Below are 22,855 nucleotides of genomic sequence, written 5' to 3'. Positions count from 1 at the left end.
TTTTTATTTCCCCTATCATGGGCATCCGATCAAACCGCGCCACCCGTGCTGTTCCGGCCACGGCCGCAACGATGGCCGCACCTGGATACACCGATGACGTACGAATGGGCCCCGAGCGACTGGGGTCAACGCCTCACGCGATCACCGCACTGGCACCTGCGCCTGGAAGACGACCAGCTGGTCCTGACCGTTGACGGTCGCCCCTTCCCCGCGCCGCTGGAGGCACTGCAGGTGCACCCGCGCCTGCCCTGGGCACGGCTTACCCTGCACCGCGACGGGCATGCCCCGCTGACGCTTGGCGGCTTGAACACGGCTGCGGCTCGACAGTTGGCCTCCACCTTGGCCGAGCTGCGCGGTGAACAGCGCCAGCGCGACCATGTCGCTCTGTTCCAGCAGGCCCACGCCGCGATCCAGCGCTGGCTTGGCCAGGTGCAGACCGCCACCGAACGGGCCGACGAGGAAGCGCTGTGGCTGACCCACGAGCAGCAGCAGGCACTGCTGCAGGCGCGCCCCACCCTGCCGCTCGAGGAAGATGCGCTGTGGGCGGTGTTCGACAATGCCGAACTGCGCAGCCAACTCGAGGGTGATCCCGCTGCGATCGAAGCAACCTTGATGCTGTGGCTGGCCGACTGGCCAGCGATGTGGGCACGCCGCAATGAGGCCCATCAGGCGCGCGAGCGGATGGCCAGCCGTGCGTTGCTGGATCACGTGGAAAGCCGCCCGCTCACCGATGAGCAGGCCCGTGCGGTGATCTGCTTCGACAACCGCGTCCAAGTGGTGGCCGCAGCAGGTTCGGGCAAGACCTCGACGATGGTGGCCAAGGCTGCGTACGCGATCGAACGCGGGCTCGTCGCGCCCGAGCGCATCGTCATGCTCGCCTTCAACAAGGAGGCCGCTACGGAACTGCAGGCACGCGCCGATCGCGCGTTCCATCGCCTCGGCCTGGGCGAGGCCCGGGTGGAGGCGCGTACTTTCCATGCGCTGGGCCGGCACATCATCGCCCAGGCCACGGGGCGGATGCCGCAGGTGCCAGAGTGGGCCGTGGATGCCACGCAGGGCTTCCACCGGCTGGCCGAGATCATCGACCAGCTCAAGGACCGCTCTCTCCATTTCCGTACGCAGTGGGACATGTTCCGGCTGGTGTTCGGTCGTGATCTGCCCGTCACCGGCGGGCCGCTGGATGCCGAGGAATGGGACAAGGATGGCCAGGGCTACGTGCGTACGCTGCAGGGCGAGCGCGTGCGCAGCATCGAAGAATGCGTGATCGCGGATTGGCTGTTCTACAACGGCGTGGACTACGCCTACGCCCGGCGCCACACCTTCGATGCCGGCACGGACGAGTACCGCCAGTACCGGCCGGATTTCTGCTATCCCGGCATCGGGCTGAACCACGACCACCTCGTTCCGGATGGACACGGCCCGTCGCCGGCGCCTCCGGATGGCCCTCAGCACTCCCACGGCAGCGAGCGGATCGAGACCACCTCGCACGAACTGCGCACGGGCGAACTGTTCCTGCGGCTGGGCGATGCACTGTCGCAGCGCGGTCTTGAGCTCGACCCGAATCCCGACCGCGAACTGCCCGAGGGCGGCGCGACACCGATGCCGGATACCGACCTGATCGGCCTGGTCCGGACCTTCATCAGCCACGCCAAGAGCAACGGCCTGCACGTGCAGGACATGGTCGAGCGGCTGCGGCGGCTGCCCGAGGATCACTTCAAGCACCGTTACCGCCTGTTCCTCGAGCTGATCATTCCGATCCTTGACGGCTGGGACGATGCGCTGGTCGCCGAAGGCGGGATCGACTTCGAGGACATGCTCAACCAGGCTGCCGAGCACCTGGAACAGGGTCGCTATGTCGCGCCGTTCGATCTGGTGATGGCCGACGAATTCCAGGATGCCTCGCGCGCCCGGGCGCGCCTGTGCCGCGCGCTGGTGCAGGCGCCGGGCAAACATCTGTTCGCAGTCGGCGATGACTGGCAGTCGATCAACCGGTTCGCCGGCGCGGACGTCTCGGTGATGACCGGCTTCCTGGATTGGTTCGGCCCGGGCCAGGTGCTCAAGCTTGAACAGACGTTCCGCTGCCCGCAGGCGCTGTGCGATGTCTCCAGTGCGTTCGTGTCACGCAATCCAACGCAGATACCCAAGCAGGTCCACTCGCTCACCCCTGCGTATGGCACGGTGCTGCAGGCCTTCCAGGTGGCCTCGCGCGACCGGCTGGCCGGCGCGGTCGAGCAGTACCTCGAACGGCTGTACCAGCAGCTGCTGACCGGCCAGGTACCGCCAGGCCGGGACGGCAAGGTCACCGTCTTCGTGCTGGGCCGCTACAACGCCGAGCGCGCGATGCTTCCGGCCGGCTGGAACGCGCGTTACGGGCAGCACATGCAGGTCAGCTTCCTCACCGCACACCGGTCCAAAGGCATGGAGGCGGACTACGTGATCCTGCCCGGCATGCTGGATCGCCGCTTCCCCAATGCCCGCGCGGATGACCCGGTACTGGCGCTGGCGATGCTCGACGGCGATGCGTACCCGCTCGGTGAGGAACGCCGGTTGTTCTACGTCGCGCTGACGCGCGCGCGCCGTTCGGTGGCGATGTTCACCGTGCAGGGCCGACGTTCGGCGTTCCTGACCGAGCTGGTCAACGACGGCGCGGTACGCGTGACTTCGATGGCCGGCGACACGATCCACGAGCAGGCCTGCCCCGCCTGCAAGGTGGGGGTGATCGTGCCGCGCACGGGGCCGTATGGCGCGTTCCAGTCATGCTCGGCGTATCCACGCTGCGAGTACAAGCCGCCGAAGGCAGGGGCCCATGCCGGCTTGCGTACGGTCGCGGGGGCCTGAGCGATGCGCTTGCCACGCTCAGCCGAGCGCAGCGGCCAGTGCGGCGTCGATCTGCGCAAGCAACCCACGCCGTTCCGGCACGCCCGGCATCACCCGCACCAGGTTGCGGACCATCCGCAGATCCTGTTGCCTGCCAAGCTGATCACCCAGCGCATGCAGCGCGCGCGCCTGGCGGCCCGATCCTTTCCGTTTGATCGGGGCCCCAAGCGCACTGTCCAGCGCGGATAGCGCCTCCAACTGCATCCGCAGGCGACGCACTCTGCGCCGCCAGCGATGCAGGTCCTGCGGATCTCCCGTGCGGGCGGCGCGCTTCTCCGCCTTGGCGGTACGGCGTTCGCTGCGGGCCATCGCCTTGTTGATCTCCCTGTTCGTCAACGACGACCACGGTTGCGCCTGCAGCCGCCCCGCCACGCGAGCGAGCGAGGCACGCCGTCGCGCGAACGACGGGTCACCGGTCAGTGCGCGCGCGAGCATCCGGTCACGACGCTGCAGCAGGTGCCCACGGACAAAGGCCCATGACGGCACAGGCGCCTGTGCCGAGAGGCGATCACAGGTCTCCACGGCCACATGCGCATCGCGCAATGCTGACAGTCCGTCACCGAGTCGCCGCAATGTGTTGTCAGCCTGATCGAGGTCCAGCGCGGTCTCTGCAACGAGCGGAAGCAGTGCACGCAGCCGCCGTACCGCTTTGCGGGCGGCGTGTATCGAATCGTGGACATTGGACAGGCCGTTCAACGCATCATTGATCGCCAGGCATTCGCGTCGCACCAGTGCGCCGGCGGCAGAGCCGATGGATTTCGACGGCATCAGGGTGTCCCCGTGGGCATCGGTGCCGAGTGTAGCGGGCCGGGCTTCATCGGTTCTCCGATTGGCATCAGGCCGCCCGAAGGCGGCCTGATGGTTGAGCGGTCAGCGCAGCAGCGCGAACAACAGCAGCAGCGGAATCGGAATGCCGAGCATCCACAGCAGAATGTACTTCATGGTGTTTCCTCCCTTGAGGTGGTCAGGATCACAGGTCGCGGCGACGGCCGCCCCAGGTGGCACTCAGGCTGGCGATGAACGCACCGATGAGCAGCGTGATGAACAGCCACAACGCGGCGTAGGCGGTTGCCTTGCGGGCATCGTCAGCCGCCTGCTTGGCCTGCTCCTTGGCGTTGTCCAGCGCCGCACGCAGGCGGGTCTGCACATCGGTCACGCGGGCCTGCGCTTCGGCCTGGCTCATGCCGGTCTGCGCCGCCACCAGCTGCCCCAGATACTGGGTGTCGGCCGGGTCCATGGTGTCCGACTTCAGGCTGTTGAGGATGATGCGATTGACCTCGGTACGCACCTCACGGCTGTCCGGACGACGGTCGGCACCCGGCATCGGGCGCGGCGGCGGCGGTGCACCGTTGGCGACCGGTGCCGGGGCGAGTGCGGGCGCATCACCTGGACCGGCCGGACCGGCCGGCGGCGCGGGCTGCGCAGCGGTCGGGTTCGCACGGAAGAGTGAATCCACCCAGTACTGCACGTCACCCTGGTCGCTGCCCATCGCCGCCGAGCCTGCACCGGCGGCAGCGATACCGCCTGCCGTAGAGGCGGCGGCACCGGCAGTGGCGCCGGCAACCTTGGCACCGGCGCCGAGGATGCCGCCGATGGCCGAGGTCAGCAGTGCGGCAGTGAGCAGCGTGGCCACCGCCCAGGAGACGAACCCATGCGCGGTGTCGCGGAAGTAAGTCTCATCCCCGTGGATGTTGCTCCACTTCGTGCGCAGGCGGCCGGCCAGATAGCCACCCAGACCGGACGCGGCGATGGCCGTAAAGGTCAGCCACGCGATGCTGGACCAGCCAAACGTTTCAGCCGTCACGCCTTCAAACGACCACGGCGACACTGACGACAGGCCCAGGCCCACGCCGAGAATCACCAGAATCAGTGACAGCGCAGCGGCGGCAATGGCACCGGCCAGAATCGCGCCCCATGACACCGCGCTATCGCGCGGCAGGTCCACCACGGGCGGTGGGGTGACCACGGCGACGGTCGCCGCAGCCACGGGTTCGGGGTGGGCGTAATCGCCTCGGGTATTCATAGCGTATGGCACTCCTTTTCATGCGCTGCGGATGCAGCTCGCATCGGCAGGCTGCGCTTGAGCTCGTGAAATACGCGAGACGCTGAAAACAAGACCGTGTGGACGCGTTGCCCGGCTCAGACCCGTCGGCCGAGCAGCATGAACATCCCGAACAGCCCACCGAGCGCGCCAACGATCGCCAGCTCGATGGACGGCTCACGCAAGCGCAGCGCCATGACAATGCACACCGCTCCCAGCGCCATGATCACCGCACCAATGGCAGCGGCACGCGCGGAGCCGTAGAAGTGCGTGCGGGGGATCGGCTTACTCAGTGCCGGCTGTTTCCGCTGCCAGGCATCCAATGCCTGCTGGAACTCGCGCAGCAAGCGCTCCCGGCTCTGCAGATCGGCAGCGCTGACCATCAGCGTCGCCCGGCCGGGACGCACCAGCTTCAGATAATCATCGGTGCCCCAGCTGGAGAGCGCATCGAATGGCACCGCGTCGCGGCGCGAGAACATCAGGCCGTCGGGCATGATCATGACCTCGTTGCGGGTAGGGAATCCCTGGAAGGCCAGCAACGGCGGAATCACCAGACACGCCATGGCGACCACGATCGCGACGCCTACCGGCCCACGATTGAGCACGATGAACATGAAACTGCCGGCAGCAAGTACGAATGCCAGCGGCACCGCCAACTGGTGCCAACGGGTGTAGACCGACACCTGGATACCTTCCCTGGGCTTCACGATGGCTTGCTCCTCTATCGGCACGCGGCGACGGTGCTGCTCGGCCCGCCTGCGGCAATGCGCCCGGCCAGTGGGCGCTTCAGGTTGTCATGGTCTTCGATGTAGCAGGCCGGGGGCAAATGGGCACCCGGCAGCACGGGCGCGTGCTGATATCAAAACGGTTATCAGCCTGCCATCGTCGCGCCGCTGAATATGCTGATGAATATGCGTTCCAAGCAGCGATGAACTTTTACGACATTCACGTGGCAATAATCCAGTCACGCCAGGGATGGCACGTGACCGGCCAGGGATGGCCTTTCAGCGGATGCAGTGGAACGGGGGCTGCATCGCCGGCGACTTGGCGCGACCAAGGGGACTATCTGGAAGCACTCTCATGACACTGGCATTATCCGGTCGCATCGTCGCGACCCTGTTGTTCGCTTCAAGCCTGGCTTTCGCCCTGCCTGCCGTCGCCGCCGCCAAAGCGCCGTTTCCTGCCGAAGGCGTCTGGCGCGGCGAATTCACCATCGATGGCGATCCCATCCCCTTCAATTTCGAAGTAAAGGGCAAGCGCGCGCAGGACGCGACCTTCACCCTGCTCAACGGCACGCGCACGGACAGATTCAAGGTCACCCCGCGCGAAGACGGCATCTTCTCGGTGCGGATGAACACCTACGATGCCGTCCTGGAAGGCAAGGTCTCCGAGGATGGCAAACACCTCGTTGGCCAGTACAAGGACCTGGTGCCCAGCCGCAACGGGGCGCGCAACCTTGCCTTCACCGCCGAACAGGGCGCGGCGTGGCGCTTCGTCAAGCCAGGCCAGGACGAAGCGCCGGCGGCGGATCTCAGCGGCAAGTGGGCTGTGCAGACCATCGACAAGGCGGCCCGCCAGGACAAGCGCAACCAGGTGGCCCTGCTCAAGCAGGAAGGAAACCGCCTCTCCGGCGTATTCATGACCGTCGTTGGCGACACCCGCGAGCTGGAAGGCACCGTACAGGGCAACCGCTTCTATCTGTCCGGCTTCAGCGGGCCGAGCCCGTTGCTGATCCGCGGCACGATCGATGAGGACGGCAACATTCAGGGCGCGTTCGGCAGCGGCATTTACAACGTGGTCAAGTTCGAGGCTGAGAAGAGCGACAAGGTGGAGCTGCCCGATCCGTACAAGCTCACCTTCCTCAAGGATGGCCAGGACCGCATTGATTTCAGTTTCCCTGATCTGCAGGGCAAGCAGGTCTCGCTGCAGGACGACAAGTACCGCGGCAAGGTGGTGATCGTTGAAGTGATCGGCACCTGGTGCCCCAACTGCACCGACCAGACCTACTTCCTGGCGCCGTGGTTCAAGCAGAACCAGCACCGTGGGGTGGAAGCGGTGGCCGTTGCCTTCGAGCAGGAAGACAACTTCGACTATTTCCAGAAGACCCTGACCACCTTCAAGGATTACTTCGACATCCGCTACGACATCGTGTTCGGCGGTATCGCCGACAAGAAAGTCGCTACCGAGAAACTGAAGGGGCTCAATTACATGGCCGCCTTCCCGACCACGATCATCATCGGCCGCGACGGCAAGGTCCGCGAGATCTATACCGGCTACACCGGTACGGTCACCGGTGAGTATCACCAGGACTACGTGACCCGTTTCAACAGCCTGCTTGATGGGCTGATCGCCGAACCGGATCCGTACGCGGCCAGCGCCGCTGCTCCCGCCGCCCCGGCGACAACCGCATCACTGGCGGTCGCCCCGTAACCCGCTGCAGCGGCCAGCGTGTCTGGCCGCTGCTCCCCCACCTGCGCTGCCTGCCCCGCCCGGCCTCTTCGTGATGCCGCGGGCGACTGCGCGCCACTGCCCAGAGAACCTCACATGCGTACTGCCCTCCTGTTGGCCCTGTTCACCGCGGCCGCCGTGCCCGCCGTGGCGACCGCCGCACCGGTGACCTATCAGCTCGACCCCACCCACACCGATGTGCTGTTCACCTGGAACCACAACGGCTTCTCCTTCCCCACCGGACGCGCGGCGATCAACAGCGGCACGCTCATCTACGATGCGGCCAAGCCCGCTGCCTCGCAGGTGCAGGTGGAGCTGCCGCTGGCCGAGCTGGCCACCCACGTTCCGAAACTGGACGAGATCGTCAAGGGCGACAAGCTGTTCGATGTCGCCAAGCACCCGCAGGCCAGCTTCCGCAGTACCTCGGTGGTGTCGCAAGGCACCGGCCGCCTGAAAATCACCGGTGATCTGACGCTGCATGGGGTGACTCGCCCGGTCGTGCTCGAGGCCACGCTCAACAAAGTGGGCGAACACCCGAGCCGCAAGGTGCCCACGATCGGCTTCAACGCCACGGCCGTCATCCGCCGCAGCGAGTTCGGCCTGACCGGATTCCTGCCCAACATCGCCGACGAGGTGCAGCTGCGCATCACCACCGAGGGCCAGGGGGCGAAGGAGTGAGTCCCAGCCTTGCCCCATGGGTCGCCGCGCTGCTGCTCATCCCGTTCGGCGCGGCCGCCACCGATACCCCGAAGGTCGCACTCGATCCGCGCGTGGAAGCGCGCCCCGACGGCACCCGTGAGCTGGTGATCGACGCCCGCATCGAACCCGGTTGGATTCTGTATGCCTCGGATTTCGAGCAACCGCAGATCGGCCCGCGGGCGGCGCGGGTGACCCTGGCCGGTGGCGAACAGGCGCGAGGACCACTGCACTCGGTCGCGCCGCGCGAAGGGCACGGCCGCAGTTTCGCCGGCGAGTATCGCTATACCTACTTCAGCGAACGCGGTCAGCTGCGCCTGCCGGTCGCCGCCGGCAACAGGCCGGTGAACGGTACCCTGCGTGCCCAGGTGTGCTTCGAAGAGAGTGGGCTGTGCGAGCTGGTCCAGCAGGAGATCGCCGCGCGTTGAGCGCGGCACCGCCATGCCCCGCCCTGTCCGCTCCCTTGCCCTGCTGGCCGCGCTGATCGGCGTTGCGGTACTGGCGCCGGTGTTCTCCGCCGATGCCCCGACCTACGACGGCGATCTCTCCGACAACCCACGCGCCCAGCTGGGCCGCCAGTTGTTCTTCGATCCCATCCTGTCGCGCGACCGCACCGTGTCGTGTGCCAGCTGCCACCAGCCTGCCCGCGCGTTCGCCGATGACCGTGCGCTCAGCCTGGGCGTGGAGGGCCGTGTGGGCACCCGCAACACCCCCAGCGTGATGAACAGTGCCGGGCGCACCCGCTTCTTCTGGGACGGCCGCAGCGAAACCCTGGAAGAGCAGGCCCTGGCGCCGATCGCCAACCCGCTGGAAATGGATCTGCCGGTGGATCAGGCAGTCGCCCGGCTGCTTGCAGACCCGGCCTGGGTGGCCCGCTTCCAGGCCACTTACAACGCGCCGCCCAGCCCTCGCACACTGGGGCGGGCGCTGGGCGCTTACCAGAAGACGCTCAACACCGTGGACAGCCCCTACGACCGCTATGCGCTCGGCCAGGAAGACGCGATCAGCGACGCTGCCAAGCGCGGCCGCCTGCTGTTCATCACCAAGGCCCAGTGCGTGAGCTGCCACGCCGGCGAGGATTTCACCTCGGACCGCTTCAAGAACATCGGCATCTACAACGGCCGCGAGTTCAATGACGAGGGCCGCGGCGGCATCACCGGCGATCCCACGCAGAAGGGCGAGTTCAAGGTACCCGGCCTGCGCAACGTCGCACTGACCGCGCCGTACATGCACAACGGCATGTTCAAGACCCTGCGCGAGGTGATCGTCTACTACGACGACCCCGGCAAGGTGATCCCCGATTCGATCGGCCGCGATGCACAGCTGCGCGATCCGCTGCACCTGACCGAAGCGGAGATCGACGATATCGAACAGTTCCTGCACACCCTGACCGATGACCGCTTCGCGTCGCGTGCGACGTCTTCGACGGCCTCCCCTCCATGACCTCTCCTGCTTCGCATCTGCCGGCGCTGCTGGCCACCGTACTGATGCTCGCGCTGCCCCTGGCATCGCGCGCAGCCCCGCCAACACCCCTCGCATCTGCCGGCCAGGCGGCAGCCGCCCTGCACTGGACCGATCTGGACGGCGCCCCGGCGGCGCTGGCGCAATGGCGCGGCCGCCCGGTGCTGCTCAACTACTGGGCCAGCTGGTGTGGGCCTTGCCTGAAGGAGCTGCCGGACCTGCAGCATTTCTCGCAGGCGCAGGCAGCGCTGCCGAACGGCGTGCAGGTGGTCGGCATCGCACTGGACGACATCGAGGCTGCCAACGCCCTGCGCGACCAGCTTCAGCTCACCTATCCGCAACTGGTGGAGAGCGACGGCCCACCCGGTACCGCCGCCACGTTCGGCAACCGCATCGGCACGCTGCCCTTCTCGGTGTTGATCGATGCGCATGGCACGGTCCTGCAGGTCCACAACGGACCGCTGCATCCGGCCGATCTCGAGCGCTGGGCCGCTGCCGCGAGGGGGGCGCCGTGATCCACGCCCGGCGCATCGCCGCCGCGGCCGAACGCTGTTGTCCGGGTGCGCTGCCTCACCGCGCCTGATCTGGCGCCACCGCCGTTGCCTGCCCGCCGCATGCCCCTGCGCATCGGCCTTTCTTCTCCCTGGGGATCTTCCATGCTGTCCACGCACCATCGCCTGCCGTTGGCCCTCGCCATCGTTTCCGCGCTCTCCCTGCCCCTTGCCGCCCGCGCAGCGCCGGAGACGAATGCCAGTGCCATCACCGCCACCAGCACCGCCACGCTCGATACGGTCACCGTGACCGGCACCCGCGCCCAAGGCCGCACCGTGCGCGAAAGCGCGGCACCGATCGATGTGCTGTCGGCCGAAGACATCCGCGCGGCCAACGCGACCAGCCTGCTGGATGTGCTCAACACCACCGTGCCCAGCTTCAACCTGCCGCTGGAAACCGGCGATCTGAACAGCATGGTGCGCGCCGGACAGCTGCGCGGCCTCAACTCCAGCCACGTGCTGGTGCTGGTGGATGGCAAACGCCGTCACGCCACCGCACTGCTGGGCGCCGGTGGTTTCGGCGGCGCCGCACCGGCCGATCTCGCCCTGATCCCCACCGGTGCGATCGAGCGCATCGAGGTGCTGCGCGATGGCGCCTCGGCGATCTATGGCTCGGACGCCATCGCCGGGGTGATCAATATCGTCACCAACAAGGCGGCGCGTGGCGGCAACGTCTCCTACCGCGATGGCACCTACTTTGCCGGCGATGGCCGCTCGCGCGTGGTGCAGGCCGATGCCGGCTTCGGCATCGGCGACGGCGGCTATCTGCACCTGGCCGCCCAGCTGGACGACCAGCACGCCACCAACTACACCAGCCCCGCCCGCGACACCTTCCTGTATTATTTCCCCAGGGACGCCGCCGGCAATGCGATCCGCCCGGGGGGCAACCAGGCCAGCAACCCGACCCTGCCCGCCGGTGCCACGCCCGATCCGCGCGAAGCTACCCGTGACAACAATGCCTGGCGCAACCGTGGCATCCGCGCGTTCCGCACCAAGACCGCCACCGCCAATGCCAGCCTGCCCCTGGCGGCGACGGTAGAGGCCTACGGGCTGCTGACGCTCGCCCAGCGCGATGCGTGGGCACCGCAGAACTTCCGCCAGCCGCTGCGCAACGAAGTAGTGCGGGCCATCGATCCGGACGGCTTTGCACCCACCGAGCACATCGACGAGAACGATGGCGCGCTGACGCTGGGCGTGCGCGGCCAGTTCGGCGAGTGGGATTGGGACCTCAGCAGCGGCTACGGGCGCGATGCGATGGACATCAACCTGCACAACAGCATCAACCCCACTTACGGGCTGGACAGCCAGACCGATTTCTATATCGGCGACCTGCGCTACAGCGCCTGGACCCACAATCTGGATGTGCGCCGCCAGTTGCAGACCGCGTGGCTGGCCGCGCCACTGGAGCTCAGCGCGGGTGCGGAGTACCGCGACGAGCGCTACCGGATCGGCGCCGGCGACGTGCAGTCCTACACTCATGGCGGGCAGCGGGTGCTGGATGGTCCGTATGCGGGCACGGTGTTGGGCATCGGCCTGGGTGGATCGCAGGCACTGCCGGGCTATCGCCCAGAGGACGCGGTGGACGTCAGTCGCAACAGCGGCGCAGTCTACGTCGGGGTCGCCGCCGATCTGGGCTCGCGCTGGCGCGTCGATCTGGCTGGCCGCCATGAGCGCTATTCGGATTTCGGCAGCGAGACTACCGGCCGGCTTTCGACCCGCTTTGCTTTGCACCCCCGGCTTGCCCTGCGCGGCACGATCAGCAACGGCTTCCAGGCCCCCTCTTTGGCCGCGCAGGCCTACCGCAACACCTCCAATGGCAATTTCTACACCGACCACATCCTGCAGGCCGGCTCGCCGCAGGCCATTGCCCTGGGCGCGCAGCCACTGCGCCCGGAAACCTCGCGCAGCCTCAGCCTGGGGATCGTGGCCGAGCCGTGGCAGGGCGCGTCGCTGACCGTGGATGCCTACCGCATCGATGTGGACGATCGCATTGCCCTGTCCACCACGTTCCGCGAAGGCCTGTATCCCGGCTCCGGTGCGCTGGTCACCTCGGTCGGGCTCGGTGCCCAGGACGGTGTGCGCTACTTCATCAATGCCGCCGACACCCGCACCGAAGGCGTGGAGGCGACACTGGAAGGCCGCTGGGATCTTGGCCGCGCCGGTGCCCTGCGCTGGACCCTGGCCAGCAGCCATACCCGCGCGAAGATCACCGGCCTGGCCCCCACGCCCGCGGTGCTGGCCGCCTTCAATGTGCCGGTCTTCAGCACCGGCTCGCAGAACGAACTGCTGTACAAGGCACCGAAGTCCCGCCAGGTGCTGGGCCTGGACTGGTCGCTCGGCCGTTACCGGGTCGGCCTGCGTCAGAGCCGTTATGGCGATATCCAGCGCTATGGCTCCCCCACCACGGTGGCCAGCAGCGGGCCGTATGCCGGCCAGGCCGAGATCGCGTATGACATCGGCGGCCTGTGGATCACCGATCTGCAGCTGGGCGCCACCCTGCCCGGTGGCTGGGACGTGGCGTTGAACGCCAACAACGTCTTCGACCGCAAGGTCACGAACGTCCCTGAGCCGCTGCTCGCCGCGAACGAATATTACCGCTACGCCAATGGCGGCCCGGTCGATGGCTCGGGCGGGCTGTGGTCGGCGACGGTGCGTTACCGTTGGGACTAGCGTTCCAGCAACGCAAGGAACCCCGTCGCATCCTCACAGATCAGGATGATCGCCTATGCAAAAATGAGGGAACTGTGGCACACCGCGTCGCAGTGGACGGTGTGAGCTCCTGACGACCAGGCGACGCCGTGCCATTCGCGCGGTGGTCACCACTGGCAACGAGCAGGAGTCAATGCATGTCCTCGAGGAATTCCGGCGCAAGCGCCTTGGATCTGTCCAGCTGCGCGCGTGAGCCGATCCGCACCCCTGGCGCGATCCAGCCCTACGGATTGATCCTGGTCCTCGATCACTTCACCTTGACCGTCAAGGCCCGCGCCGTCGCGCGACCGGACCTCATCGAGGTGCTGGGCGATCCGCTGGGCCAGCCCCTCGAGGCAGTGCTCGGCGGTACGCTGGCCCACTGCAGGCCGCTGCTGGTAGCGCTGGAGCAAGGTGCCTCGCACTTCCTCGGCGCGCATCCGGTCGGCACGGCCGGCCACCACCCTACGGTGGCGCACCGCATCGGGGATGACGTCATCATCGAGCTGGAAGCCCCGGTGCCGGGCGAGCCGGGCTCGCTGGAAGACCTCTATCCCTCGATCCGCCGCTTCATGGCCGCGATCGAGCGGGCGCCCACCACACAGGCCCTGTGTGAGATCGCCGCAGTGCATATCCGCGAGTTGACCGGCTTCGACCGCACGATGATTTACCAGTTCGATCCGGAGTGGAACGGCGCGGTCGTGGCCGAGGACCGCAACAGCGTGTTGCCCTCCTACCTGGATCTGCGCTTCCCGGAATCGGATATCCCCGCCCAGGCGCGTGAGCTGTACCGGCAGAACCGGATCCGGCTGATCGCTGACAGCCACTACACCCCGGTGCCGCTGGTGCGCGTGGCCGCGATCGCCGAGGCGCCGCCCACCGACCTCGGCCCGGCCATGCTGCGCAGCGTCTCCCCGGTGCACCTGCAGTACATGCGCAACATGGGCACCGGTGCATCGATGTCGGTCTCGGTGCTGTGCGAGGACGAACTGTGGGGCCTGATCTCCTGCCACAACCAGCTCGCGCGCCGGGTGCCGTACCACGTGCGCACGGCCTGCGAGTTCATTGGCCAGATCCTGTCGCTGCAGATCTCACTGAAGCAGCGCGCGGTGCTGGTCGAAGAACGCATTGCACGCCGCGCCATCCAGGTGCGGCTGCTCGGCCGGATGGCCGGCGATACCGACTTCATGGCCGCGCTCGGCCGCGATCAACGCAGCCTGCTCGCGCTGACCCAATCGGCCGGCGCGGCGATCGTGCACCGTGGCGAATGCATCCTGCACGGCGACTGCCCGAGCCAGCACCAGGTGATGCAGCTGGTCCAGTGGTTGACCGCCCAGCCTATCGATGGCGACATCTTCTGCACCGATACGCTCCCTCAGCAATGGAAGCACGCCGAAGCCTTCGCCGGCGTCGCCAGTGGCGTGCTGGCCATCTCCATCTCGCAGATCCACGACAGCTTCGTGATCTGGTTCCGGCCGGAGGTGGTCCGCACCGTCCGCTGGGGCGGTGACCCGCGCAAAGAAGAGAGCGATCAGCCACTGTCGCCACGCACCTCCTTCGAAGGCTGGAAGCAGACCGTGCGCGAGCAGTCGCTGCCCTGGAACGAGGTGGACCGTGATGCCGCGCTGGAACTGCGCACCGCGATCGTGGACATCGTGCTGCGCAAGGCCGAGGAGATGGCGGCGTTGAATGAACAGTTGCTCCGCAGCAACAAGGAGCTCGAAGCGTTCTCCTATTCGGTCAGCCATGACCTGCGCGCACCGTTCCGCCACATCGTGGGCTACTCCGAACTGCTGTGGTCTTCGGCCGGCGAGCGATTGAACGATTCAGAAAAGAGATTCCTCGAGACCATCGTGGAGTCGGCAAAATCGGCAGGGACGCTGGTGGATGATCTGCTCAGCTTCTCGCAGATGGGCCGCTCGACGATGGGCCAGATCGCGATGGACATGACCGCCCTGGTAGATGACGTGCGCCACAAGCTCGACATGGAGTACACCGGCCGTGCCATCGGCTGGGAGATCAGGACGCTGCCCAGGGTACTGGCCGACCCCGGCATGCTGCGGCTGGTCTGGCAGAACCTGCTGTCCAATGCGATCAAGTTCACCCGCGACACGCCCGAGCCACGCATCGAGGTGGGTCACCAGCGCAATGACACGGAAGACATCTTCTTCGTGAAAGACAATGGCTGCGGTTTCGACATGCGCTATGTGGACAAGCTGTTCGGCGTGTTCCAACGGCTGCATCACGTCGATGAGTACGAAGGCACCGGCATCGGCCTGGCCAACGTGCACCGCATCATCACCCGCCATGGCGGCCGCACCTGGGCCGAAGGCCAGGTAGGCGCCGGCGCCACCTTCTATTTCACCATCCCCTTTGTTACTGGAGACCACCTATGAGAGATCTGCGGCCGATCCTGCTCGTAGAAGACAACCCGAAAGACGCTGAGCTGACCATGGCGGCGCTTGCGCGCTGCCAACTGCTCAACGACGTGACCCATGTGCGCGACGGCGTGGAAGCGCTGGAGTATCTCCGCTGCCAGGGTCCCTATGAGGGCGCCATGCATGGCGGCCCGGTGGTGGTGCTGCTGGATTTGAAACTGCCCAAGCTCAATGGCCTGGAAGTCCTCAAGGAAATCCGCAGCGACCGCGCCCTGAGCAGCACCCCGGTGGTGATGCTGACCTCCTCGCGCGAGGAGCAGGACCTGATCCGCAGCTACGAGCTGGGCGTCAACGCCTTCGTGGTCAAGCCGGTGGACTTCAAGGAGTTCCTCGAGGCGATCCAGGGCTTGGGCATGTTCTGGGGCATCACCAACCAGCCGCCACCCCACGGCACATTGTTCGGCGGGAAGAGTAGAAACGATGGCTGAGGCCGCCACAACCAAGACCATCAGGATCCTGATGGTCGAAGACAGTGCACTGGATGCAGAGCTGATCACCGCGCAGCTGCGCCGCGCCGGAATCCCTTTCAAGGCCGAACGCACCTGGTCGCACCAGGGCATGCTCGATGCCCTGACCACCCTCTCCTTCGATGTGATCCTGGCCGACCACGTGCTGCCAGGCTTCGATGGCGACGCCGCCCTCGCCCTGGCCAGCGAGATCGCCCCCCAGATTCCCTTCATCTTCGTTTCCGGCACGCTCACCGAAGAGCTCGCCGTGCAGGCGCTCAAGCGCGGCGCGCGCGACTATGTGGTCAAGTCGCGCCTGCAGCGCCTGCCCGATGCCGTTGTCCGGGCCATCCATGAAGCCCAGGAGCGCCGCCGGTTGCTGCGTATCGAGGCTGAACTGCACGACAGCCACCAGCGGCTGAAGCTGATCACCGATTCGCTGCCCGCGCTGATCGCCTACTTCGGCCATGATCACCGCTACCGTTTCGCCAACAACGCCTATGTCGAGTGGCACGGCCGCACGCCCGACAGCCTGATCGGCCGGCACACCCGCGAGGTCGTCGGCGAGGACACGTTCAACAGCATCCAGCAGCATCTGGACCGGGTGCTGCTGGGGGAGAGAGTCAGCTTCGACATGCTCTCCCTGCGCAGCAACGGTGCCGCCCGCCATGCCCAGGTGGACTGCGTACCCGAGCTGGCACCGGATGGGTCGGTGCTGGGCTATTACGCCATGGCGCGCGATATCAGCGACCTCAAACAGGCGCAGTCGTTGTTGAAGGCCAGCAACGAGTCCCTGGAGCGTCAGGTGGATCAGCGGACCTCGGCATTGCACCGGAGCGAAAGCCGGCTGCAGGCGCTGTTCGAATCCAGCTTCCAGCACCAGAATCTGCTGACCCTGGATGGCCACATCATCGACACCAATTCGGCCTCACTGGCCGCCATCCTGGCCGACAAGCAGGACGTGCGCGGCAACCTGTACTGCGAATCGGCGTGGTTCGCCGACACGCCCGGCGTTCCCGGCGTGGTCTGCACCGCCATCCTGGAGGCTGCGGCGGGCACGGCGTCGCGCCACGAACTGGAACTGCGCCTGCCGACCGGCAAGCGCACGTTCGATTTCTCCTTCCGCCCCCTGTTCGATCATCAGGCACGGATCACCGCCGTCGTCTCCGAGGCCGTGGAAACCACCGCACGGCGGCAGGCTGAAGAAGCGCTGCGGCACAGCCAGAAAATCGAGGCGGTGGGCCAGCTGACCGGTGGCATCGCGCATGATTTCAACAACATCCTGACCGTCATCGCCGGCAACATCGAGTACGCCAAGATGCTGACCGACCGGCTCGGCGACACGGCAGGCAATTCCTCACGTGCGCTGGACAACGCGATGAAGGGCGTCATGCGTGCGGCCAACGTCACCCAGCGCCTGCTCGCCTTCTCGCGCCGGCAGCCGCTGAAGAACATGCCGGTGGATCTGAACGAAGAAATGCGCGGCATGCAGGACATGCTCAAACGTTCGCTGGGCGAGCTGGTGCAGATCGACATGGTGCACAGCCCGGATATCTGGTGCGTGGAGATCGATCCGAGCCAGCTGGAAGCCTCGATCCTCAACCTGGCGGTGAATGCACGCGATGCCATGCCCGAGGGCGGCCGCCTGACCATCGAGATGGACAACATCCACCTGGACAAGGATTACGCGGCGCAGCACCCGGATGTCCCGCCCGGCCAGTACGCCATGGTGCGCGTCCGCGACAGCGGCCAGGGCATGCCGCCGGAGGTCATGGCGCGGGTGTTCGAGCCGTTCTTCACCACCAAGGAGGTTGGCCGTGGCACCGGGTTGGGCCTGTCGATGGTGTATGGCTTCGCCAAGCAGTCCGGCGGGCACGTTCTGCTCGATTCCACCGAGGGCAGCGGCACCACGATCACCCTGCTGTTCCCGCGCTCGGCCTCCACCCTGCCGAGCGTGCGCCCTGCCGATGCACAGGCGCTGGACGCCTTCGAGGTCGAGGCGGAAACGACCGTACTGGTCGCCGAGGACAACGACGATGTGCGCGCCTACACCGTGGATACCCTGCGACAGCTGGGCTATCGCGTGCTCGAAGCGCATGACGGCCCCTCGGCGCTGCGGTTGCTGGATCGCACCGACGTCAGCGTGGACCTGCTGTTCTCCGACATCGTGATGCCGGGCATGTCCGGCTGGGCCCTGGCCAAGCAGGCACTGGCCCGCAAGCCCGGCCTGCGGGTGCTGTTCACCTCCGGCTATCCGCGCGATATCGACGCAAGCGGCACCGTTGGCCGCACCATCGCCCTGTTGGCCAAGCCCTTCACCCGCAGCGATCTGGCGCGCTCCATCCGCACGGCCCTGTTGGATGAAAGCCCCACCCAGAGCGGCAGCGCCTTGAACTGAGGCCATGCCAGGCGGTGCCGTGACGGGCACCCGCCGCCGGTCATGACATGGGGCTGGCACGCGATGCACGGCCGGCTAACACGCACGGGCGCTAAGGTGGAGATCCGCACAGGTGGCTGCACGCCACGAGGATCTCCGCCCGCAATGACTGCTGCACGAACCCACCCGCGATGCCGCGTGCTTCTCGTCGAAGACGATGCGCCCATCCGGGAGATGACCAAGGACATCCTCAACGACGATGGCTTCGATGTCCTCGACGTCGGCGATGCCGAGGCCGCGCTGGGTTGCCTCAGGCACGACGGCCCGTTCGATCTGCTGGTTTCCGATGTCGGCCTGCCCGGCATGGACGGCCGCGATCTGGCCACGATCGCCACGACCCTGCACCCGGCCATGCCGATCCTGCTGGTGACCGGCTACGCGGGCCCCGCCGGGGCCCGGCCCGACTTCCGCGGCGAGGACATCAAACTGCTGCGCAAGCCATTCACGCTCAAGCAACTGGTGACTTCGGTCAGGTCCCTGCTCTGACCGCCGCAGACCTGGTCACGACGGGTTCCTGATCGCCAACAGCGCGCGGGCGCGTCGCTCCAGTTCGGCGGTCGTAAAGGGCTTGGTCAGCACTTCCATGCCGTCCTCCAGCTGGCCCGCGCCCACCGCTGCCGACGCCGCGTAGCCGGTGATGAACAACACCGGCAACGCGGGACGCACCTGGCGGCCGGCGTCAGCGACCTGACGGCCATTGAGCCCACCGGTCAGACCCACATCGGTGATCAACAGGTCGATCGTCTCCTCGGAGCGCAGCAGGTCGATGGCCTGGCCTCCTTCCGGTGCCTGCAACACCCGGTAACCCGCGCCGCCAAGCACCTCGGTCAGCAGCGCGCGGATCGCTTCCTCGTCTTCCACCACCAGAATGGTGCCGACGCTGGGCGCTGAACGCGCCGGCAGGTCCTGTGAGGTTTCTTCGGCGGCGTCCGCAGGGGTCTCACCGATGAAGCGCGGCAGGTAGAGTTCCACCGTGGTGCCGTGGCCAACCTGGGAATCGATCCGCACCTGTCCGCCGGATTGGCGGGTGAAGCCATAGATCATCGACAACCCCAGGCCGGTCCCCTGCCCGATCAGCTTGGTGGTGAAGAACGGCTCGAACACTTTTTCGATCACCGCAGCCTCCATGCCGGTTCCCGCGTCCTTGACGGCCAGCCGGACGTAATCGCCCGGCGGCGTATCCAGCGCCGCGGCACCGTCTCCACGCAGGCTCACGTTGGCCGCGCTGATCAACAGCGGGCCACCCTCGGGCATCGCGTCGCGGGCATTGATGCACAGATTCAACAGCGCATTTTCCATCTGCGGCACATCCACCAGTACCGCCCAGGGATCGGACGCCAGCTGCGTGGAGATCGCGATCGACGGCCCCAGCGTGCGCGAAATGATATCCAGCATGCCGCGCACCATCGCATCGGCCACCACCGGCGTGGGCGCGAGCGTCTGCCGGCGGGAGAAGGCCAGCAAGCGCTGGGTGAGCGCCGTGGCACGCGATGCGCTGGACTGCGCCATCTCCAGGTAGCGGCCGATATCGTCATAGCGCCGCTGATCGATCCGCAGCTCCAGCAGCTCCAGCCCTACCGAGATGGCGGTCAGCAGGTTGTTGAAGTCATGCGCCAGGCCACCGGTCAACTGACCCACGGCCTCCATCTTCTGACTCTGCCGCAGCCGCTCCTCGGCCACCTGCAGCGCGGCGCTGCGGGTCTGCACGCGCTCTTCCAGGGTCAAGGTCAATTCGCGCAGCTGCTCTTCGGCCTGCCGCCGCTCGGTCACATCCGAGGCGGTGCCGAACCACTCGGTGATCTCACCGGCGCTGTCCAGCAAGGGCACCGCACGCATCTGCACCCAACGCACACTGCCATCGGCCAGCAGGCTGCGGTGCTCCAGTTCCAGCGGCAGCCGCTGCGCCATCGCACGCGCAATGGCCTGCTCGAGCAGGGCACGATCATCGGGGTGTACGTAGCGTTCTCTCCAGTCGGTGACCGCAGGCAGGCTCTCGTCCTGTGCCACCGGCCCGGTCGCCAGAATCTGACGCATCTCGCGCCAGTCCGCGGTGACCGCATACAGTGACTGCGAGGAGGCGCTCACCAGCGCGCCGAGGCGGCGCTCGCTATGGGCCAGTGCATCGCTGGCGCGGCGCTCCTGGGTGCGGTCGCCCAGTACCTTGACGAAGCCCAGCACGGCGCCATCTTCATCGCGCAGCACGGTCATCGCCCCGCTGGCCCAGAAGCGTTCGCCGGACCTGCGCGCCAGCCAGCGCTCACCACTGACCCCACCCGAGGCGATCGAGACGCCCTGGTTGTGCCGCAAGCGCTGGGCCTGGATATCGTCAGCGGTGTAGATCACCTCCACGTTCTGACCCAGCATCTCCGCCTCGGTCCAGCCAAAGATGTGCTCGGCCCCGGCATTCCACAGGGTCACCTTGCCCTGCAGATCCGAGGCGACGATTGCGTAATCGCTGGCGCTGTCGATGATCTGGCGATTGCGCGCCTCCACCTGCCGCATCGTGCGCTGCAGCTCGATGTGGGAGGTGACGTCCAGGCCCTGCACGAATACGCCTGCCGTGCTGCCATCCTCGCCAGCCACCGGCTGGAAGACGATATCCAGCATCCGCCTGGCCGAGGACGGATCGGACGGGAACGGCGCGTCGTACACCACCTCGCTGCCGATATACGGCGTGCCGGTGCGGTACACCTCGTCCAACAGCGGCATGAAACCCTGGTCGACGATTTCCGGCAGCGCCTCCCGGATCGACTTGCCGAGCACATGGCGATTGCCGACCAGCCGTTGGTAACCCGGATTGGCCAGCTCGACCCGATGCTCAGGCCCGCTGAGGAAGGCCATGAACATCGGCGACTTGTCGAACAGCGCGATGAGCCGCTCGTTCTCGTTGGCCAGGCGCTGCTGGGCCACGATGATGCTGGTCACCTCATTGGTCACGCAGAACGCGCCACCGACCCTGCCATCGTCGAGGAAGATCGGCGAAAACGAGAACGTCCACCAGGTCTCTTCAGGCACGCCCTGGCGACTCATCGACACCGGCAGGTTTTCGTAGCGGGAGGATTCACCGGCGAAGGCGTTCTCGATCGGCGCGCGTACGGCATCCCAGGCATCGGCCCACAGCTCCCTCAACGGCGCGCCCAGCGCGCCCTCCAGGCGGGGCCCCAGAATCGGGCTGTAGGCATCGTTGAAGAAGAACGTCAGGTCATCGCCCCAGACCACGTACATGCTTTCGGGCGAGGCCAGGATCAGATTGAGCGCATTGCGCAGCGCGCCCGGCCAGGTTTCGATCGGGCCTACCGGCGTCGCCTGCCAATCCAGTGCACGAACCTGCTCGGCCATCGGCCCGGTGCTGCCGGGAAAGCGCCCCGCCACTGCGCTCATGCGCACCGCTCCAGAACCACCGGGGCGCGCGTGCCGCGAAGCTGCGCGGCAGACCAGGGAAGGATGGACATCATCGGGGCACCGAACCTTGAACTGAAGGCATTGCAGGAGCTGGGGGAACGGCAGGCAGCGGGGCCAGCCGGAAGGCGGAAAGCAATGTAAGCCAAGCGGGGCAAATCCATGTCAAGGCCGGGAGCCAGTGCCAGCGCCTGGATCGATGTGCACGCGCCCGGGACGCGCCGTTGGCGATGATGCGCGCACCCTCCCCACCCCACGATTGCCATGGCCAAGCCAACGGGCTCCCGTCTCGTCATCTATGCCGCCCTTGCCGGCAACCTGGCCATCGCCATCGCCAAGTTTGTCGCCGCCGGCATCTCCGGCAGCTCGGCAATGCTCAGCGAGGGCGTGCACTCGCTGGTGGACACCATCAACGAGCTGCTGCTGTTGTACGGCCTGCGCCGTGCCGAGCAGAAGCCGGATACGCTCCATCCCTTCGGCTACGGGCGCGAGCTGTACTTCTGGAGCTTCATCGTGGCGCTGCTGGTGTTCGCCGCCGGTGCCGGTGTATCGGCCTATGAAGGCATCCAGCACATCCGCCACCCCGAGCCGGCCACCAATCACCTGATCAGTTACGTGGTGCTGGGCATCTCCTTTGTCTTCGAAGGCACCTCATGGTGGATCGCGCTGCGCGAATTCCGGGCCACCAAGGGGGCGATGGGCTACTTCGAGGCGTTCCGCCGCAGCAAGGATCCCTCCACCTTCACCGTGCTGCTGGAAGACAGCGCCGCGCTGCTCGGCCTGGGCTTTGCGCTGGTCGGCCTGCTTGCGGCGCAGTTGCTGGACATGCCGATCCTGGATGGCGTGGCGTCGCTGTGCATCGCCGGCGTGCTGGCCGTCACCGCCTTCCTGCTGGCCCGCGAAACCAAGGGCCTGCTGGTGGGTGAGCCCGCGCACCCCAGCGTGGCCAAACGCATCCTTGCCGTGGCCACCCACGATGCGGACCTGCGCCGCGCCAATGGCGTGACCACGATGCAGATGGGCCCGGACCAGGTGGTCGCGATGCTGAGCGCGGAGTTCGAGGACGACCGCACCACCCCCCAGATCGAGGCGTGCATCACGCGTATCGAAAAGGCGGTGAAAGCCGAGTACCCCGAGCTGGTCGCGCTGTTCGTGAAGCCACAGACGCCGGAGGTGTTCCAGGCGCGGCGGGCAGCGTTGGGGGAACCCCATTCCGACACGTGACGCCTGTGCAACGCGTGCAACATCGGCGGCGCTGCGCACGACGCCGTCACGGATGCCGTTGGATGCTCACCTGCCATGCGCCGTTTCGCACAAGCCATCGCTGAGATCGAGTCACTCCCCGCCGGCCTTCCTGCCGCGTTGGCGCGGAC

At 66.8% G+C, this 22,855-nt stretch carries 16 protein-coding genes; 12 read left to right on the top strand and 4 right to left on the bottom strand.

The genetic code is table 11. From position 1 onward, the window contains the following. Positions 1–93 precede the first annotated feature (93 nt). Positions 94–2,838, top strand: coding sequence for a UvrD-helicase domain-containing protein (locus ACE026_RS07195; protein ID WP_486038536.1), 2,745 nt, complete (start codon positions 94–96; stop codon positions 2,836–2,838). A gap of 18 nt (positions 2,839–2,856) precedes the next feature. Here the strand turns inward: ACE026_RS07195 and ACE026_RS07190 are convergent, their stop codons facing one another. The 3 genes from ACE026_RS07190 to ACE026_RS07180 form a co-directional block, all read right to left on the bottom strand. After that, the gene (locus ACE026_RS07190) at positions 2,857–3,573 is read right to left on the bottom strand and encodes a CHAD domain-containing protein (protein ID WP_486038535.1); all 717 of its coding nucleotides are present in this window, start codon (positions 3,571–3,573) and stop codon (positions 2,857–2,859) included. Positions 3,574–3,847: 274 nt separating this feature from the next. Beyond that, positions 3,848–4,900, bottom strand: coding sequence for a hypothetical protein (locus ACE026_RS07185; RefSeq protein WP_486038534.1), 1,053 nt, complete (start codon positions 4,898–4,900; stop codon positions 3,848–3,850). Positions 4,901–5,016: 116 nt separating this feature from the next. Beyond that, on the bottom strand, positions 5,017–5,625 hold the full coding sequence (locus tag ACE026_RS07180) for a hypothetical protein (RefSeq protein ID WP_486038533.1): 609 nt from the start codon (positions 5,623–5,625) through the stop codon (positions 5,017–5,019). A 373-nt stretch (positions 5,626–5,998) separates the two neighbouring features. On the opposite strand from ACE026_RS07180, the gene ACE026_RS07175 reads away from it, so the two are divergent. From ACE026_RS07175 to ACE026_RS07130, 10 genes are all read left to right on the top strand, one after another. Continuing rightward, positions 5,999–7,348, top strand: coding sequence for a peroxiredoxin family protein (locus ACE026_RS07175; RefSeq protein WP_486038532.1), 1,350 nt, complete (start codon positions 5,999–6,001; stop codon positions 7,346–7,348). Between the two features lie 114 nt (positions 7,349–7,462). Beyond that, positions 7,463–8,044, top strand: a complete 582-nt coding sequence (locus tag ACE026_RS07170; RefSeq protein ID WP_486038531.1) for a YceI family protein — start codon at positions 7,463–7,465, stop codon at positions 8,042–8,044. Next, positions 8,041–8,490: a protein-disulfide reductase DsbD domain-containing protein gene (locus tag ACE026_RS07165; RefSeq protein WP_486038530.1), complete on the top strand. Its 450-nt coding sequence runs from the start codon at positions 8,041–8,043 to the stop codon at positions 8,488–8,490. The genes ACE026_RS07170 and ACE026_RS07165 overlap by 4 nt, the downstream gene beginning before the upstream one ends. 13 nt (positions 8,491–8,503) lie before the next feature. Next, the gene (locus tag ACE026_RS07160; protein ID WP_486038529.1) at positions 8,504–9,505 is read left to right on the top strand and encodes a cytochrome-c peroxidase; all 1,002 of its coding nucleotides are present in this window, start codon (positions 8,504–8,506) and stop codon (positions 9,503–9,505) included. Beyond that, entirely contained in the window at positions 9,502–10,038 is a 537-nt protein-coding gene (locus ACE026_RS07155; protein ID WP_486038528.1) for a TlpA family protein disulfide reductase, read from the top strand. Before ACE026_RS07160 ends, ACE026_RS07155 begins: the two co-directional genes overlap by 4 nt. A 141-nt stretch (positions 10,039–10,179) precedes the next feature. Further along, positions 10,180–12,744: a TonB-dependent receptor plug domain-containing protein gene (locus tag ACE026_RS07150; RefSeq protein WP_486038527.1), complete on the top strand. Its 2,565-nt coding sequence runs from the start codon at positions 10,180–10,182 to the stop codon at positions 12,742–12,744. A 176-nt stretch (positions 12,745–12,920) separates the two neighbouring features. Further along, the gene (locus ACE026_RS07145; RefSeq protein ID WP_486038526.1) at positions 12,921–15,158 is read left to right on the top strand and encodes an ATP-binding protein; all 2,238 of its coding nucleotides are present in this window, start codon (positions 12,921–12,923) and stop codon (positions 15,156–15,158) included. Further along, positions 15,155–15,628, top strand: a complete 474-nt coding sequence (locus ACE026_RS07140) for a response regulator (RefSeq protein WP_313212661.1) — start codon at positions 15,155–15,157, stop codon at positions 15,626–15,628. Before ACE026_RS07145 ends, ACE026_RS07140 begins: the two co-directional genes overlap by 4 nt. Next, positions 15,621–18,044 carry a hybrid sensor histidine kinase/response regulator gene (locus tag ACE026_RS07135; protein ID WP_486038525.1) on the top strand — a complete coding sequence of 808 codons (2,424 nt, stop codon included), beginning with the start codon at positions 15,621–15,623 and terminating at the stop codon, positions 18,042–18,044. The genes ACE026_RS07140 and ACE026_RS07135 overlap by 8 nt, the downstream gene beginning before the upstream one ends. A 144-nt stretch (positions 18,045–18,188) precedes the next feature. Continuing rightward, the gene (locus ACE026_RS07130; RefSeq protein ID WP_486038524.1) at positions 18,189–18,569 is read left to right on the top strand and encodes a response regulator; all 381 of its coding nucleotides are present in this window, start codon (positions 18,189–18,191) and stop codon (positions 18,567–18,569) included. A 15-nt stretch (positions 18,570–18,584) separates the two neighbouring features. On the opposite strand, the gene ACE026_RS07125 is transcribed toward ACE026_RS07130, so the two are convergent. Continuing rightward, positions 18,585–21,464 (bottom strand): hybrid sensor histidine kinase/response regulator, encoded by a 2,880-nt coding sequence (locus ACE026_RS07125; protein WP_486038523.1) that lies wholly within the window; start codon positions 21,462–21,464, stop codon positions 18,585–18,587. A gap of 282 nt (positions 21,465–21,746) precedes the next feature. Here ACE026_RS07125 and ACE026_RS07120 point away from each other — a divergent pair, with 282 nt between their 5' ends. Next, the gene (locus tag ACE026_RS07120; protein ID WP_486038522.1) at positions 21,747–22,706 is read left to right on the top strand and encodes a cation diffusion facilitator family transporter; all 960 of its coding nucleotides are present in this window, start codon (positions 21,747–21,749) and stop codon (positions 22,704–22,706) included. The last annotated feature ends 149 nt before the right edge of the window (positions 22,707–22,855 follow it).

This window comes from Stenotrophomonas sp. AGC87, assembly GCF_057333975.1.
The sequence above is the reverse complement of the archived record's forward strand: the minus strand, read 5'-3'. Positions and strand labels throughout refer to the sequence as shown.